This window comes from Streptomyces subrutilus (genome assembly GCF_001746425.1).
GTDB classification, from domain to species: domain Bacteria; phylum Actinomycetota; class Actinomycetes; order Streptomycetales; family Streptomycetaceae; genus Streptomyces; species Streptomyces subrutilus_A.
Genome location: NZ_MEHK01000001.1, coordinates 5324560 through 5339901 on the forward strand (window position 1 = coordinate 5324560; position 15342 = coordinate 5339901).

Annotated in this window: 10 protein-coding genes and 1 pseudogene; 8 read left to right on the plus strand and 3 right to left on the minus strand. The window is 75.8% G+C overall.

Annotated features, from left to right (window positions below):
• Positions 1–129: 129 nt before the first annotated feature.
• The 6 genes and pseudogenes from BGK67_RS25115 (at position 130) to BGK67_RS25135 (ending at position 7527) form a co-directional block, all read left to right on the plus strand.
• Positions 130–423 carry a DUF503 domain-containing protein gene (locus tag BGK67_RS25115; protein WP_030651158.1) on the plus strand — a complete coding sequence of 98 codons (294 nt, stop codon included), beginning with the start codon at positions 130–132 and terminating at the stop codon, positions 421–423.
• 33 nt (positions 424–456) lie between these two features.
• On the plus strand, positions 457–915 hold the full coding sequence (gene rbfA, locus BGK67_RS25120) for a 30S ribosome-binding factor RbfA (protein ID WP_069922196.1): 459 nt from the start codon (positions 457–459) through the stop codon (positions 913–915).
• A complete protein-coding gene (gene truB, locus BGK67_RS25125; protein WP_069922197.1) occupies positions 912–1850 on the plus strand; it encodes a tRNA pseudouridine(55) synthase TruB in 939 nt (312 codons plus the stop codon). Before rbfA ends, truB begins: the two co-directional genes overlap by 4 nt.
• Before the next feature lie 300 nt (positions 1851–2150).
• Positions 2151–3197, plus strand: a pseudogene (locus BGK67_RS41230) (serine protease); the annotation flags it as partial.
• Between the two features lie 837 nt (positions 3198–4034).
• Positions 4035–6434 (plus strand): hypothetical protein, encoded by a 2400-nt coding sequence (locus BGK67_RS25130; protein WP_069922198.1) that lies wholly within the window; start codon positions 4035–4037, stop codon positions 6432–6434.
• A 136-nt stretch (positions 6435–6570) separates the two neighbouring features.
• Positions 6571–7527, plus strand: coding sequence for a bifunctional riboflavin kinase/FAD synthetase (locus BGK67_RS25135; RefSeq protein WP_079154658.1), 957 nt, complete (start codon positions 6571–6573; stop codon positions 7525–7527).
• Between the two features lie 86 nt (positions 7528–7613).
• Here the strand turns inward: BGK67_RS25135 and BGK67_RS39460 are convergent, their stop codons facing one another.
• From BGK67_RS39460 to eccE, 3 genes are all read right to left on the minus strand, one after another.
• Positions 7614–10037, minus strand: a complete 2424-nt coding sequence (locus BGK67_RS39460; RefSeq protein WP_069922200.1) for an SCO5717 family growth-regulating ATPase — start codon at positions 10035–10037, stop codon at positions 7614–7616.
• Positions 10038–10147: 110 nt separating this feature from the next.
• Positions 10148–10846 (minus strand): hypothetical protein, encoded by a 699-nt coding sequence (locus tag BGK67_RS25145; protein ID WP_069922201.1) that lies wholly within the window; start codon positions 10844–10846, stop codon positions 10148–10150.
• Positions 10843–12117 carry a type VII secretion protein EccE gene (eccE, locus tag BGK67_RS25150; protein WP_069922202.1) on the minus strand — a complete coding sequence of 425 codons (1275 nt, stop codon included), beginning with the start codon at positions 12115–12117 and terminating at the stop codon, positions 10843–10845. The genes BGK67_RS25145 and eccE overlap by 4 nt, the downstream gene beginning before the upstream one ends.
• A gap of 258 nt (positions 12118–12375) precedes the next feature.
• Here eccE and eccB point away from each other — a divergent pair, with 258 nt between their 5' ends.
• Together eccB and mycP are read left to right on the plus strand one after the other, a co-directional pair.
• Positions 12376–13965 carry a type VII secretion protein EccB gene (eccB, locus tag BGK67_RS25155; protein WP_069922203.1) on the plus strand — a complete coding sequence of 530 codons (1590 nt, stop codon included), beginning with the start codon at positions 12376–12378 and terminating at the stop codon, positions 13963–13965.
• An 11-nt stretch (positions 13966–13976) separates the two neighbouring features.
• Positions 13977–15251, plus strand: coding sequence for a type VII secretion-associated serine protease mycosin (gene mycP, locus BGK67_RS25160; RefSeq protein WP_069922204.1), 1275 nt, complete (start codon positions 13977–13979; stop codon positions 15249–15251).
• Positions 15252–15342: the final 91 nt, after the last annotated feature.

Genomic DNA, 15342 nt, shown 5'->3' on the forward strand with positions numbered 1-15342 from the left:
TATCCGTCGATCGGCCCCGGCCGTTGCGTGTACGGTTCTGATGACCCGGCCGCGCGGCGGACGGGTGATCCTGCCGGGTGACGGCCCGGCAGGCCGTCGAACCCGCACCGGCGGGACATCCGGAACTGCATGTACGTGGGGACTCTGTCCTTCGATCTGCTCCTCGGCGACGTCCACTCGCTGAAGGAGAAACGCTCCGTCGTCCGGCCCATCGTCGCCGAGCTCCAACGCAAGTTCTCGGTGAGCGCGGCCGAAGTGGGCGACCAGGACCTGCACCGCAGGGCCCGTATAGGGGTCGCTCTGGTAAGTGGGGACGCGGGGTTCCTCTCGGACGTACTGGACCGCTGTGAGCGGCTGGTCGCGGCGCGTCCGGAAGTGGAGCTGCTGTCCGTACGGCGGCGCCTCCACGGTGATGAAGACTGATTGCTTGTCTGCAAAAAAGAAGGAGACGGACCAGTGGCCGACAATGCGCGGGCGAAGAAGCTGGCGGACCTCATCCGGGAGGTGGTGGCGGAGAAGCTGCAGCGTGGTGTCAAGGACCCCCGCCTCGGTACGCACGTGACCATCACGGACACCCGGGTCACCGGCGATCTGCGGGAGGCCACGGTCTTCTACACGGTCTACGGCGACGACGAGGACCGGGCCAGCGCGGCAGCGGGCCTGGAGAGCGCCAAGGGCGTACTGCGCTCCGCGGTGGGCCGGGCGGCGGGCACCAAGTTCACGCCCACCCTGACCTTCGTCGCGGACGCCCTCCCGGAGAACGCCAAGACCATCGAGGACCTCCTCGACAAGGTGCGCGCCTCCGACGCCCAGGTACGCGAGGTCTCCTCGGGTGCCAAGTACGCCGGCGACGCCGACCCGTACAAGAAGCCGGGCGAGGACGACGACTCCGACGAGGACGCAGCCGCGGAATGAGCACCAACGCAGGGCAGAAGACCCCTGGGGGTACCTCCCGGCCGGAGGCTGGGGGAGGCTTGGTCATCGTCGACAAGCCGTCCGGCTTCACTTCGCACGACGTGGTCGCCAAGATGCGCGGGATCGCCCGGACCCGCCGCGTCGGCCACGCCGGCACGCTCGACCCGATGGCGACGGGCGTGCTGGTCCTGGGCGTCGAGAAGGCCACCAAGCTCCTCGGCCACCTCGCGCTCACGGAGAAGGAGTACCTCGGCACGATCCGCCTGGGCCAGAACACCCTGACGGACGACGCCGAAGGCGAGATCACCAGCTCCACGGACGCCACCGGGGTGACCCGGCCGGCCGTGGACGCGGGCATCGCCAAGCTGACCGGTGAGATCATGCAGGTCCCGTCCAAGGTCAGCGCCATCAAGATCAAGGGCGTGCGCTCCTACAAGCGCGCCCGGGACGGCGAGGACTTCGAGATCCCGGCCCGGCCGGTCACCGTCTCCTCCTTCCAGGTCTACGACATGCGCGAGGCCGAGGCCGAGGACGGCACCAAGGTCGTCGACCTCGTCGTCTCCGTCGTCTGCTCCAGCGGTACGTACATCCGGGCGCTGGCCCGTGACCTGGGTGCCGACCTCGGCGTCGGCGGGCACCTGACCGCGCTGCGGCGCACCCGGGTGGGCCCGTACAAGATCGACCGGGCGCGCACGCTGGACCAGCTCCAGGAGGAGCTGGCCGTCATGCCGATCGGCGAGGCGGCGGCCGCGGCCTTCCCGCGCTGGGACCTGGACGCCCGGCGCGCCTCGCTGCTCGCCAACGGCGTGCGGATCGAGATGCCCGACGCGTACGAGCCCGGCCGGACCGTGGCGGTCTTCGGGCCGGAGGGAACGCTGCTCGGGCTCGTGGAGAGCAAGGGCGGCAAGGCCAAGTCCCTCGCGGTCTTCGTCTGACCCGCCGCCGCCCGGTCCGCTGCCGCGCGGCCGCCGCCGCTCCGCCGCCGCTGTCGTGCTGCGGGCGTTGTCGGCGTTGTTGACGTGGAGCGGTGAGCGCACATCCATCGGCGCTCACCGCTCCACGACCCCCCTCGGGTAGGTCTTTATCCACCCGGAGCCCCTTATTCACCCGTCCGAGCAGGCGCTCGGAGTGAATGGAGGGAGCGCAAGGGGGCGCGTTCGCCTCACGTGCTTTTCGCGCTGATCTTCACCTGCCTACCGTCGTGGATCGGGGCGTTGCGGGGGAGTGGTGCGGCCATGGCGGAGCTCGTCACAATCTGCGATCTCGCCGGTCGGGCGCGCGGCAGCGGGTTCGTCGCCGACGACCGCGGGACGGTGGTCACCGGTCACGAGGCGGTCGACGGGCTGAGCCGCGTGGTGCTGCGCGCGCCGGGCCCGGACGGACGGACCTGGGTGGCCGAGGCGGGTGACGTGACCGCCCTGCCGGAGTTCGCGCTGGCGCTCGTCCGGACCGACGGGCTCGGCCTGTGTCCGCTGCCGGTGGCCGTGTGCGAGGCCATCGCCCCGGGGACGTACGTACGGCTGCCGGCGCGGGGATGGCGGCAGGCGCGGGTGCTCGGGGGCGCCGGGGTCACCTACCGGGCGGGTACGGCGGGCGGGCCGCGGGCCGTGCACGCCCTGCCGGTGGGGGTGCCGGTGGAACTGGCGATCGGGACGGACGGGCGGGACGCGCTGAGCCAGGGCGGGGAGGCCTGCGGGGGCCCGGTCCTCGACGCCGGGACCGGAGCGGTGCTCGCGGTCCTGGGCACCGCTCTGCGGGCGGAGCACCGCTCCGGCGGCTTCGCGGTCGCCCTGCGCGCGGCGGCCCTCGCCGACCCGGCCGGTCCGCTGGCCGCCCTGCTGGAACGCAACGCCGCGACCGTCCCCGCGTACGGGCCGGACCTGAACCTCGCCGGGGTCCTGGAACTGACCGGGGCCACCGTGGACGCGGCCCTTCCCCCGCCCGGGGCGGAGCCCGGCCGCGACCCGGTGGAGCGGCCGGGGGTCGAAGCCGAACTCGAGGCGTTCACAACGGGCGACCGCCTCGTCCTCGGCCTGGTCGGCGAACCGGGTACCGGCCGCACCACCGCGCTGGCGGCCCTGGCGGTACGCCGGGCCCGCGGAGCCCGCCCCGCCCCGACGCTGTGGCTGCGCGGCGCCGACCTGACGGCCGCGGACGCCTCCCTGGCCGACGCGGTGACCCGGGCCCTGACCACCGCGGCCCGCGCCGTCACCGCCCCGGGCCGTACGGGCAGGCCGACCGAGCCTCCGGAGCGGGCGACGCGGACTGCGCCGGTTTGCGGGCCGGCGGTGGGGCCCGGGCCGTTCGCGGCCGGGCGGCCGGTGGTGGGGCCTGGGGCGGCCGCGGCCGGCGGGCTCGGGGCGTGCCCTGGGTCGGCCGCGGCCACCGGGCCGACGGCGTGGCCTGGCTCGGCTGCGGCCGGGCCGTCCCCTTGGGCCGTACCGTCTGCGGAGCCGGGGTCGCCTGCCGAGCCTGGGTCGGCCGTGTCGGTTGGTGCGGCTGGTGCGGCTGGTGCGGCTGGGTCAGCCGGGTCGGCCGCGTGGCCGGCGCTGTCGGTGCCCTCTGCTCGACCTCCGGCGCCTGCCCCGCCGCCTGCGTGCGCCGAGGCCCCCGCGCCGCCTGGACATCCCGCGTCGGTCGGGGCGCCCGGGGGCGTGAACCCGCCTGCGGGGCGTGGGGTGGTCGGGGCGTCGGGTCCGTCTGCATGGGCTGGGCCGTCTCTACCGCCTGCGGCGTGTGGGCCGGCGGGGCCGGGGTCGACTGGGGCGCTAGGGCCGTCTGCGTGGTCTGGGGTGCCTGGGGCGGGTGTGCCGCCCGAGCCGTCGGCATGGGCTGGGCCGCTTGCGTCTCCGGCGGTGTCCGGGTCGGCTTGGGCGTCGGTGTCGAATGCGTGCTCCGGGTCGACTGGGTCGGGTGCGGTGCCCGGGCCGTCGGCGGGGCCTGGGCCGCTTGCGCCGACTGCCGCGTCGACTCCGGATGCGCGGCCTGGGTCGGGCAGTGCGTCCGAGGCGTCCGCTTGGGCCGGGTCGGCCGGGTCGGCCGGGTCGGCTGGGCGGTCTGGGGCGCGTGGGGTGGGCGCGGGTTCGGTGGGGTGGTCGTCGGGAGCGTTCGGCTGGCCGGTGGCGCCCGCGGGGCCCGGGTCCGCCGAGGCCGGGCAGGTGGCGCGGGTGGCCGCGGCGGCCGGACGGGGGCTGCTCGTGGTGCTCGACGCCCCCGAGGAGATGCCGCCGGAGCTCGGGCACCGCCTGGGGGCCTGGACCGAGGCGACCGTGGGGTGGCTGCGCGCGACGGGGGCCCGGCTGGCCGTCGCCGCCCGGCCCGAGCACTGGGAGCGGGCCGGGGCCCTGTTCCCGGCCGAGGTGCTGCACACCCCGGCCCGCCCCGCCCGGCGGATGCCGCCCGCCGTCCCGCTCGGCGACCTCACCGCCGCCGAGGCCGAGACCGCCCGGGCCCGCCTCGGCATCCCCGAGGGCGCCGTCCGGGACGCCGACGCCCGCCACCCGCTCACCCTGCGCCTCCTCGCCGGGATCCGCGCCGCCGAGGTCACCGACGGCCGCCCCGGCCGCGACGAGGTCTTCACCGCCCACCTGGACCTGCTGTGCCTGCGCGCCGCGGTCCGCATCGCCGCCGCTGACCGCGCCGACGGCAGCCGGCTGCACGGCCCCGGCGTGCGGCGGCTCGCCGCACGCGTGGCCGGCCGGGTCCACGAGGCCGCCCGACGCGCTCTGGGGCCGGGCCAAGGGGTCCTCGTCCGCAGCGACTTCGAGGAACTGTTCCCCCGGCGCACCGGCTGGGCCTCCGCCGTGCTCGCCGAGCGGCTGCTGGTGCCCGCCGGCCCCGGCTACCGCTTCGCCCACGAGGAGCTGGCCGACTGGATCCAGGCCTTCCACCTAGACGTCGCGACCGCCCTGGACTCCCTCGTGCACCGGCCCGCCGGGTCCGGCCTGCCCGTGCCCCGGCACCGGATCGGGCCCGTGCTGGAGGCCCTGCGCAGACTGCCCGCCGAGCGCCTGCGCGCCGAGCTCGAGCGCCTCGTCCACCGCCTGGGCGCCTTCGCCGAGGACGGGCCCGGCACGGCCGGCCCCGACCGGACCTGGTGGGCCTCACGGCTGTTGCGCGAAACCCTGCTGCGGGCGCTCGACGCCCGCCCCCACCTCCCCGTCCTGCACGCCCTCGCCGAGCACGTGGCACGCGCCGGCCCCGGCGAGTTCGGGGGCCGGTTCTGGAACCGGCTGCGGCTGCCCGAGTCCGACCGCCTCGACCTCCTGCGCCGGCTGCTGCCCGCCGACCCCGCCGAGGCGGTCCCCGGCGAGCGCTTCCTCGACGCCGCCGCCCGCCGGCTCGCCAGGGACCCCCGGCTCGCGCAGCCCCTGCTCTGCGCGTGGTTCTCCGACGGCCGGAGGCTGCGCGGCCGGCCCGGGGCCACCGTCGCCACCGCCGCGCAGGCCCTGCTGCACACCCACCGCCGGCTCGCCGTGGACGACCTGACCGAGGCGCTCGTCGCCGCCGCCCACCCGCGCGCCGACGAGCTGCTCGCCGTACTCGCCGAGGAGGAGCCCTCCGCGATGTGCCGGGCCGTGGACCGCTGGGCCCACGACGAACGGCCCGGGCGGCGGGTCGCGGCCGCCGCGTACGGCCTCGCCACCGCCGCACGCGTACGCACCCCCGCAGACCGCGAGCTGCTGCGCCGCGCCGCCCGGGCCCTGCTGGCCCGCCCTGCCGACGCGGCCCTGCACGGCAGCGCCCTGGCGACGCTGCTCCGCGACCCGCAGGAGCGCGGCCGCTACCTGCCCGACGCCCTCGCCTGCTTCCGCGCCCCCGAGCACGGCGCCCGGCTGCCCGCGGCCGCGCTGGTCGCGGCCTTGCCCGTACTGCCCGACCCGGACGCGGTGTTCGACGCGCTGCGGGCCCGGGCCGACGGCGAAGTGCTGCGCGCCCTGGCCGCGCTGACCACGCCGGGCCTCGCCCGGCGGGCGGGGGACCTCGTACGCGAACACCTCGCGCGCCGCCCCGAGGACGCCCCGCACGCCGCCGCCTTCGTCGACCGGCGCCTCGATCAGGGCCCGGCCGCGGGGCCCGTGCTGCGCCCGCTGGTCCTGGACCTGCTGCGGTCCGCCCCGGCGGCGGTACGGGCCGAGCTGGCCGCCGTACTGGCCGCGCCGGGCGGCGGGCCCTCGTACGCGCTGCGCGGCGAGCTGGCCGACGTCCTGCTGCGCGAGGAGGCGGACCCGCGGGTGCTCGACGCCTTCCTGGGAGCCGTCGCGGCCGGGGCCGTGGCGCGCCCGGAGAACCGTACGCGGGACCTGCTGCGGCGCACCGGCCGGCAGCTGCTCGCGGCACCGGGCGGGCCCGCGGTGTTCGAGCGCCGGACGGTGGAGCTGGCCCGCTCCCAGCCGGCCTTCGGGGCGCTCGTGGCGCGCTGGCTGGCGCAGGCGGACACGGAGGCGGCGGCCCTGCTGGGCCCGACCGCGCGCCGCACCGTGGAGACGTTCGGCAGGGCCGCTCCGGACGTGACGTGAGGCGGGGCCGTGACGGTGCGGGCGGTCGCACCAGCCGGACGCCGATGCGGGGCCGCGGGCACCGGCATGGCAGTCTTAGACCTGCAATCGGCAATCAGTACAAGGCCTACACAGGTTCGGGCGAGGAGCGGTCACAGTGCAGCGCTGGCGTGGCTTGGAGGACATCCCCCAGGACTGGGGACGCAGCGTCGTCACCATCGGCTCCTACGACGGCGTGCACCGGGGTCATCAGCTGATCATCGGACGCGCCGTGGCCAAGGCGCGCGAGCTCGGCGTCCCGTCCGTCGTCGTCACCTTCAGCCCGCACCCGAGCGAGGTCGTCCGCCCCGGCAGCCACCCGCCGATCCTGGCCCCCTACGACCGGCGCGCCGAACTGATGGCCGGGCTCGGTGTGGACGCGCTGCTGATCCTGCCGTTCACGGCGGAGTTCTCGAAGCTCTCCCCGGCCGACTTCATCGTGAAGGTGCTGGTCGACAAGCTGCACGCGCGGGCCGTCATCGAGGGCCCCAACTTCCGCTTCGGCCACCGGGCCGCGGGGAACGTGGACTTCCTGCGCGAGCTGGGCGGCACCTACGACTACGAGGTCGAGGTGGTGGACCTGGTCGAGCGCGGCGAGGCCGGTGGCGGCGTGCCGTTCTCCTCGACGCTGGCCCGCAGGCTGGTGGCGGAGGGCGACATCGAGGGCGCGGCCGAGATCCTCGGGCGTCCGCACCGGGTCGAGGGCGTGGTCGTGCGCGGTGCGCAGCGCGGGCGCGAGCTCGGGTACCCGACGGCGAACGTCGAGACGGCGCCGCACACCGCGATCCCGGCGGACGGGGTGTACGCGGGCTGGCTGACGGCCGACGGCGAGCGGATGCCCGCGGCGATCTCGGTCGGCACCAACGTGCAGTTCGACGCGACCGAGCGGACCGTGGAGGCGTACGCGATCGACCGGATCGGGCTGGACCTGTACGGGAAGCACGTCGCCGTCGACTTCCTCGCGTACGTGCGCGGGATGGCCAGGTTCGAGTCGCTGGACGGGCTGCTGGAGGCGATCGCGGACGACGTGAAGCGGGCGCGGGTGCTGACGGACGCGTACGACACGGCGCGCTGAGCCTCGGCCGGCCGACGCACTGACGGGCAAGGGCCCGTACCGCCCCGGATTCCGGGGCGGTACGGGCCCTTCCTGCTGTCGGCCGGTCAGCCGAGGCGCGGGTCCCGCGGCGGCTGCTGGGGCTGCTGCGGCGGGGCCGGGGGCTGCTGCCACGGCTGGCCGGGCTGCGGGTAGGGCTGGGCGTACGGCGGCTGCTGCGGCGGCTGCTGGTACGGGGACTGGGGCTGCGCCGGGGGCTGGCCGTACGGAGGCGGCTGCTGCTGCGGGTGGGGCTGGGGGAGCTGCTGGTGCGCGGCCCCCCAGTGGCCCTGCGGGGCCTGCTGCTGGGCCCGCAGGAAGTCCTCCGCCACGAGGGCGGACAGGTTGAAGTAGGCCTCGCGGGTCTTGGGCCGCATCAGGTCCAGATCGACCTCGGCGCCCGCCGCCAGGTGCTCGTCGAACGGCACCACGACGACGCCGCGGCAGCGGGTCTCGAAGTGCTGCACGATGTCCTCGACCTTGATCATCTTGGCGGTCTCGCGGACCCCCGAGATGACGGTGAGGGAGCGCGAGACGAGGTCGGCGTACCCGTGCGCGGAGAGCCAGTCGAGGGTGGTGCTGGCGCTGCTCGCGCCGTCCACGGACGGGGTCGAGATGATGATCAGCTGATCGGCGAGGTCCAGGACCCCGCGCATGGCGGAGTAGAGGAGTCCGGTGCCCGAGTCGGTGAGGATGATGGGGTACTGGCGGCCCAGCGTCTCGATGACGCGGCGGTAGTCCTCGTCGTTGAAGGCCGTCGAGACGGCCGGGTCCACGTCGTTGGCGATGATCTCCAGGCCGGAGGGCGCCTGCGAGGTGAACCGGCGGATGTCCATGTACGAGTTCAGGTACGGGATCGCCTGGACCAGGTCGCGGATCGTCGCCCCGGTCTCGCGCCGGACGCGGCGGCCGAGCGTGCCGGCGTCCGGGTTCGCGTCGATGGCCAGGATCTTGTCCTGGCGCTCGGTGGCGAGGGTGGCGCCGAGGGCGGTGGTGGTCGTGGTCTTGCCGACGCCGCCCTTGAGGCTGATGACGGCGATGCGGTAGCAGGACATGACCGGGGTGCGGATCAGGTCCAGCTTGCGCTGGCGCTCCGCTTCGGCCGCCTTGCCGCCGAAGCGGAAGCGGCCGCCGGCGCCGCCGTTGTTGCTGCTCTTGGGCTTCTGCTTGTTGCGCAGCAGGCGGTCCGAGGACAGCTCGACGGCGGCCGTGTAGCCGAGCGGCGCCCCGCCGCCGCCGGCCTGGCCGGAGTACCGGGCGTCGTGCGGCTGCGGCTGGTGCTGTTGCGGTCCGTTGGGCCACTGGGCGCCGGAGCGGGGGTCGTACTGCGGCGCGGGGGCCGGAGCGACCGGCGCCGGAGCCGGGCCCGGCGGCTGGAACGCGTAGTCGTCCCGGGCCGGGAACGAGGGCGGGGCCGGCTGCTGCGGGCCGCCGGTTCCCCCGAACGGGTTCTCCGCACCGGCGTGCGGTGCATCCGTGGGGCTGACCGGCGCGGCCTGCTCCACGGCGGGCACGGCGTCGGCCACGGCCGGCGCGCTCGACTCGGCCTCGACCGGGGGGAGCGCCGGGGCCGGGTACGCGGGCGCCTCGGCCCGGGCCGGGTTCTCCGCCGGAGCCGGGGGAGCGGGCGGCGCGGGGGCCTCGACATCGTATGCGGGCGCCTCGGCCTCGGTCGGCGGGAGCGCGGGGGCCGGGTAGGTGGGCGCCTCGGTCCGGTCCGGGTTCTCCGCCGGGGCCGGGGGAGCGGGCGGCGCGGGGGCCTCGGCCTCGGCCGGGGTCGCCATCGGGGCCGGGTAGGCGGGCGGCTCGGTCGGCGGGAGCGCGGGGGCCGGGTAGGCGGGAGCCTCGATGCGGGCCGGGTTCTCCGCCGGGGCCGGGGGAGCGGGCGGCGCGGGGGGCTCGGCCCGGTACGCGGGGGGCTCGAGCCGGGCCGGGAACTCCGCCGGTGCGGCGGGTGCGGGAGCCTCGGGCTCGGTCGGCGGGAGGGCCGAGGCCCGGAACGCCGGAACCTCGACCGGGGGCACAGGCGGAACCGGGAAGGGCGGGACCGCACCGGCCGGACCCGGAGTCGGGAGAGGTGGGGCCGCGCCGGCTGGACCCGCGTCGGCCGGAGCAGGAACCGGGAAGGGCGGGACCGCACCGGTCGGACCCGCGTCAGCCGGACCCGGAGCCGGGGGCTCGGCCGGGGCCGGGGTGGGGGCCTGCGCCGGCGAAGGGGCGGGCAGGCCCGCGCCGTCCGACGGGGACCTCGGCGCCGGCGGAGCCATCCGCGTCGTCGCGGGCGGGGCCGCATCCGACGGACGGTGCGGTTCGAAACCGCTGCCCTCGGGCAGCCCCGGTACCTGCGCGGCCGGAGCCGCACCCTGCGTGTACCAGGCCGGCGGGGTGTAGTCGATGGTGAACTCGCCCGTCAGCTCGGGCTCCGCGTCGGACTGATCGTCCGTCGGGACGTCCCACGTCCCGCCGCGCCTCTCGTTCCGATCGCCGCTCACTGGTCCTCCTGGTCTGTCGAACACTGGTCCGGCGCCCACCTCCGCGCCGCGCCCACGCTCAGCCTAATCGCGGCCCGGTACGGTGTCCGCCCCCGTCTGCCTGCCCGCGCTCAGTCGATGCGCCGGGCCGGGCCGAGCAGGCCCGTCTCCGCTTCCGTGCCCTGCGTCATCACGAACTGCCGGTCCCGTGGCGTGCACCACAGGGTCACCCCGTCGCCCAGCGTCGGCAGGGAATCCACCGCGGGCCGCGGCAGGCCCATCAGCCGGCCGATCTGCACCGCCTCGTCCGGCGACACCCGCTGCACGCCCACCAGCGACGACTGCTGGAGCAACCGCGGCGCCGTCGGGCTCAGATAGGGCAGCAGGGTCAGCACCGACTGCCAGGGCCCGGCCACCACGCGTCCGCGCGGCGGCCGCATCCCGCAGTCCCGGATCACCAGCACCGGGCTGCCCGCCGACGCGCCCTGCGGGGGCACCCGGCCCACCTCGTGCAGGGTCACGCACTGCTGCCCGCCGCCGGCCGCCTGGGCCAGCCCTGACCACACCTGCCCGCGCCCCGTCTCCACCGCCACCCGTGCGCCCGTTGCCGCCGCGCGCAACGCCAGCACCTGCGCCGTCCACAGACCGCCGATCAGCGTGACCTCGTACGGGGTCGGCCGGTTGACGCCGAGCACCGCCGGCCGCCCCTCGGCGTCCACGCCGATGACGACCCCGTCGTCCCCGACGGGCAGCGCCAGGAGGTCGAGGTCCACGGCCGGCACCACGTGGCGCTCGCGCCGCGGCCCGACGAGCCCGAAACCGCCCCTCATCGCGCACCTCCCAGCGGCAGCGAGGCCAGCAGCCCCGGCACCTGTTCCCGGTCGAGCCGGACCAGCCCGGTCCTCACACCCCGCGCCGTCCGCTCCAACTCCCGCCGGGCCGCCACCAGTTCCTCGTCGCTGCGGCCCGTCACCCGGACGTGCCCGGTCAGCGTCACCCCCTGGCGCTCCGCCGGGGCCATCGTCAGGCTGAAGTTGGTCGCGAGGGCCGGCAGCGAGGTCAGCAGCGCCACGAACTGCGGCAGCGGCGCCGCCCCCGCGCCGCCCAGCTGCGGCCAGCGGCCTATCCAGTACGTGGTGTGCCGCCGGTCGTCGCACCGCCAGGTCCGCGGGGTCTCCTGCGTACGCCGTCCCGTGCCGGCCGACCGCCCGGCCTGGGTGATGGCCATCGGGTTCGCGCACGAGGAGGTGGCCAGGGCCGCCGTGAGCTCCTGCTCGGTCAGCACGGTGGCCTTGAATCCGGCTCCGGCCAGCCGGCTCGCCAGCTGGTCGGCCGCCCGCACCAGGCACCGCTGGACGCCCGCCGGCCCGCCGCCGCGCGCGGTGACCGCCTCGGGGCACAGCTCCGGGTCGAGCTTGAGCGCGATCCAGGTGAGCCGCACCGCCGGGGTGCCGGTCCGGGCCTGCAGCGGCGCGTAGTTGCGCGCGGCCATCGACTGGGCGGGCAGGTGCGGGGCCGGCGCGGGCTGGGTGTGCTGCACGAGCTGCGCGGACTCCAGCCGGATGCCGTCCACTTCGAGGATGTCACGGACGAGGGCCAGCGGAAGCGGCCGCGCGGCCCGGTCGGGCCGCAGCGCGGTGGCGTCGGTGTCCACCTGGAGGACCGCGGTCAGGAAGGTCCCGTCGCCGATCATGCCGACCGGCCGCCGGTCGCGGTCGCTGAACGTCAGGGTGCGCAGCGCCGGATCGGCCTCGACGAGCGGCGCCAGCCCGGGCTCGGTGCCCGCGGGCACGGTGAGGGACTCGGCCCGGCGCCGGCGCGCGCGCAGGGCGAGCGCGCCGCTGATCCATTCCGGCAGGGAGCGCTGGTGCCGGCGTACGACCGCGAGCATCACCAGGACGAGCGCGGACGCACCCGCGGGCACCAGCAGCATGGGTTCGACCACCCAGGCCACCAGCAGGATCGCCGCGGCCACTTGGAGCAGGACGAGCTGTTGCAATCGGAACGGGCCGAAGCGGCCGGGGCTGGACTTCGGATGCGGTGTCACCCCGCCGCGTGCGGGTGCGGCCGCGCCGGTCTGCGGCTGCGTTGCCGTGGCCATCACTCGCGCACTTCCCCTCCCCAGGGGCAGACCCCGACAGTTCCGACACGGCGCGACGGCAGCCGCACGGAGCCGGAATCTCCCCAATCCACCCCAACAAGCCCTGATTACCCCGGTGTGGAAGGCGCCGAGCGGCATCCTCACCCTACCCGGCCCCTGCATACCGCCGGTCAAGAGGCATAGTAGGTGCCCGGTCCGACGAACGAGGCCCGGGGACCGTACTCACCGGCCGGGCCGTGCGGGGAGAATCAGGCGGTCATGGCATCACGACGTGATGAGCTCAACGCGTACACCTTTGCGAAGCGGCGGACGGTGGCCGCGTTCCTCCAGCCGTCCGCGACGGGCACCGAGGAGGGTGCGCCGCGCCCGCTGCGCGCGGTCGTGCCGGGCGTGATCGTCGCCGCGGTGGTCCTCGCCGGCTTCGGCGCCTGGGGCATGTTCAAGCCCACCGCACCCAAGGGCTGGGCGAACGCCGGGACCCAGGTGATCGTCGGCAAGCAGTCGACGACCCGGTACGTCGTCCTGACGACGAAGGTGAACGGCAAGGACCAGACCCGCCTGCACCCCGTGCTGAACCTAGCCTCCGCCCGACTGCTGCTGGACCCCTCGAAGTTCAAGGTGGTCCAGGTCGACGACAAGGTCCTGGACGCGGGCAAGCCGCCGCGCGGCCCCATCATCGGCATCCCGTACGCCCCCGACCGGCTCCCCGCCAAGGAGGACGCGGCCAAGGCCAAGCGCTGGGCCGTCTGCCAGCAGCCGGGCGGCAACGGCCGCGGTGTGCAGACCGCCACCTTCGTGCTCGCCGACCGCGAGAGGCACCTGACGGACGACGGGCGCCGGCTGACCGACACCCAGGCGCTGTACGTGCAGAGCACCGGCGAGGGCAAGGAGCGCTACCTGGTCGACGGGACCGGCACGAAGTACAAGTTCCCCGAGGGCACCGCGGCCGCCGGCACGATGACCACCGCCCTGGTCGGTACGGGCGCCACCGCGCAGCCGGTCACCGAGCAGTGGCTGGCGACCCTCGACTCCGGTGACGACCTGGCCTTCCCGCAGCTGCCCGGCAAGGCCGGGGCCGACGCCGACGTCAAGGGCCTGGCCACCACCGACAACAAGGTGGGCATGGTGCTCAGGGCCCAGACCGGCTCCGGCGCCCAGCACTACGTGGTCCTGCCCGGGAAGGTCGCGCCGGTCTCCGAGTTCGTCGCGTGGCTGCTGATCTCCGCGCCCGCGACCGACGGCCTCAACATGCACGGCAAGGCCCGCGAGGTCGACCTCCAGGCGCTCAGCCCGGACCCGGTCCCGTTCGGCGGCGAGGTCAAGTGGCCGCAGAAGAAGGCGGAACGCGTCAACCGGAGCGCACCGGCAGCCGGGGCCCAGGCCGGCGGCCCCGGCGGCCGCGACACCGTCTGCAACGTGCTGCGCGCGGTCGACGGCCAGGGCGGCCAGACCCTGAGCACCTGGGCGGGCACCGGCTTCCCCGTCGACATCACCGCCAGCGGCACCAGCGCGTACGTCACCCCGGGCTCGGGCCTGCTCTACACGCAGGTCCAGGGCAAGCAGACCACGGCCGGCGGCTCCCTCTTCCTGGTCACCGACACCGGCCTGCGGTACGCCGTCCAGGCCAACGGCGACAGCGACGCCGAGCAGTCGAAGATCGGCGCCCCCGACCAGCAGGCGAAGGGCGGCGCGGGCGGCGCCCCCGGCGCGCCCGAGCCCAGCCAGGCGCAGATCCGGCTCGGCTACGCGGGCGTCACCCCGGCCATGGTGCCCATCGCGTGGTCGGAGTTCCTCTCCAAGGGGCCGCGGCTGGACACCAACTCCGCCCGTCAGCCGCAGGGTTCGTGAGGCGGCCGACGATGACCCAGCTCCCGCCGGCGCGGCGCGCCCCGCTCGCCGCCGCCCTCGCCCTCCTCGGGGTCTGCGCCGTCGCACCGGCCGCAGTACCCCCGCCCGCCGCCGCATCCGCTCGGCCCGTCGCGCCCGAAGCCCCGTACGCCCTGCGCCTCGACGGCGCCGGCGAGTGCACCTTCCCCATGAAGAAGCAGATCGCCGACCGCCCCTGGGCCCTGCAGCGGCTGCTCCTCGACGAGCTGTGGGCGCACACCAAGGGCAAGGACAAGAACGGCAACAGCGTCCGCGTCGCCGTCATCGACACCGGCGTGGACCGGGCCAACCCGCAGCTCAGCGGCGCCCTCGACATCGCCGCCGGCAAGGACCTGATCGACCCCAAGGGCGGCGACGGCACGACCGACACCGTCGGCCACGGCACCAAGGTCGCCGGACTGATCGCGGCCCGCCCCCAGGAGGGCACCGGCTTCGTGGGCCTGGCCCCGGAGGCCACGATCATCCCGATCCGGCAGAACGACGGGCAGGGCAAGGGCAACGCCCTGTCCCTGAGCCAGGCCATCGACCACGCGGTGGCCAAGGGCGCCCAGGTCATCAACATCTCCCAGGACACCGACGTGCCGCTGACCGCGGACTCCGAGCTCGGCAAGTCGGTGCGGAAGGCCATCGACGCCAAGGCAGTGGTGATCGCCTCGGCGGGCAACGACGGCCTGAGCGGCGAGAAGCGCAAGACCTACCCGGCGGCCTTCCCCGGCGTCCTCGCGGTGGGCGCCTCGGACCGCAACAACGAGCGAGCCGCCTTCTCCCAGCCCGGCGACTTCATCGGGGTGGCGGCGCCGGGCGTCGACATGGTCTCCACGGTCCCCGGCTTCGGCCAGTGCATCGACAACGGCACCAGCTTCTCCGCCCCGTACGTCGCCGGCGTCGCCGCCCTGCTGCGCGCCAAGCACGGCGACTGGTCGCCGCAGCAGATCGTCTGGCAGATCCAGAACACAGCCGAGCGCTCCGTGAAGGGCCGCGACGACTACGTCGGCTGGGGTGTCGTCGACCCGGTGCGCGCGCTCAGCCAGGACCGCGAGGCCCCCAAGGCGCCCGTCCCCGACCCCGGCCCGCCCCCGGCCGCCGCCCCCGAGGCCGCCGCGCTCCGACTCACCGAGACGGCCCAGGAGCGGGAGGAGCGGTTCGGCACGTACGCTCTCGGCATCGGCGCCGTCGTCATCGCCGTCATCGCGGGAACGGCGACCGTCGTCCGCGAGGCCCGCGGCCGCCGACGCCGTTTGCAGTGAACGGACCCGGTCCATCTGGGGCAGCATCCCAGTGGTGTTGGGCCGTGAGGCTGAACTGACTAGAGTGACCGCAGGCTTCACGAATGTGATC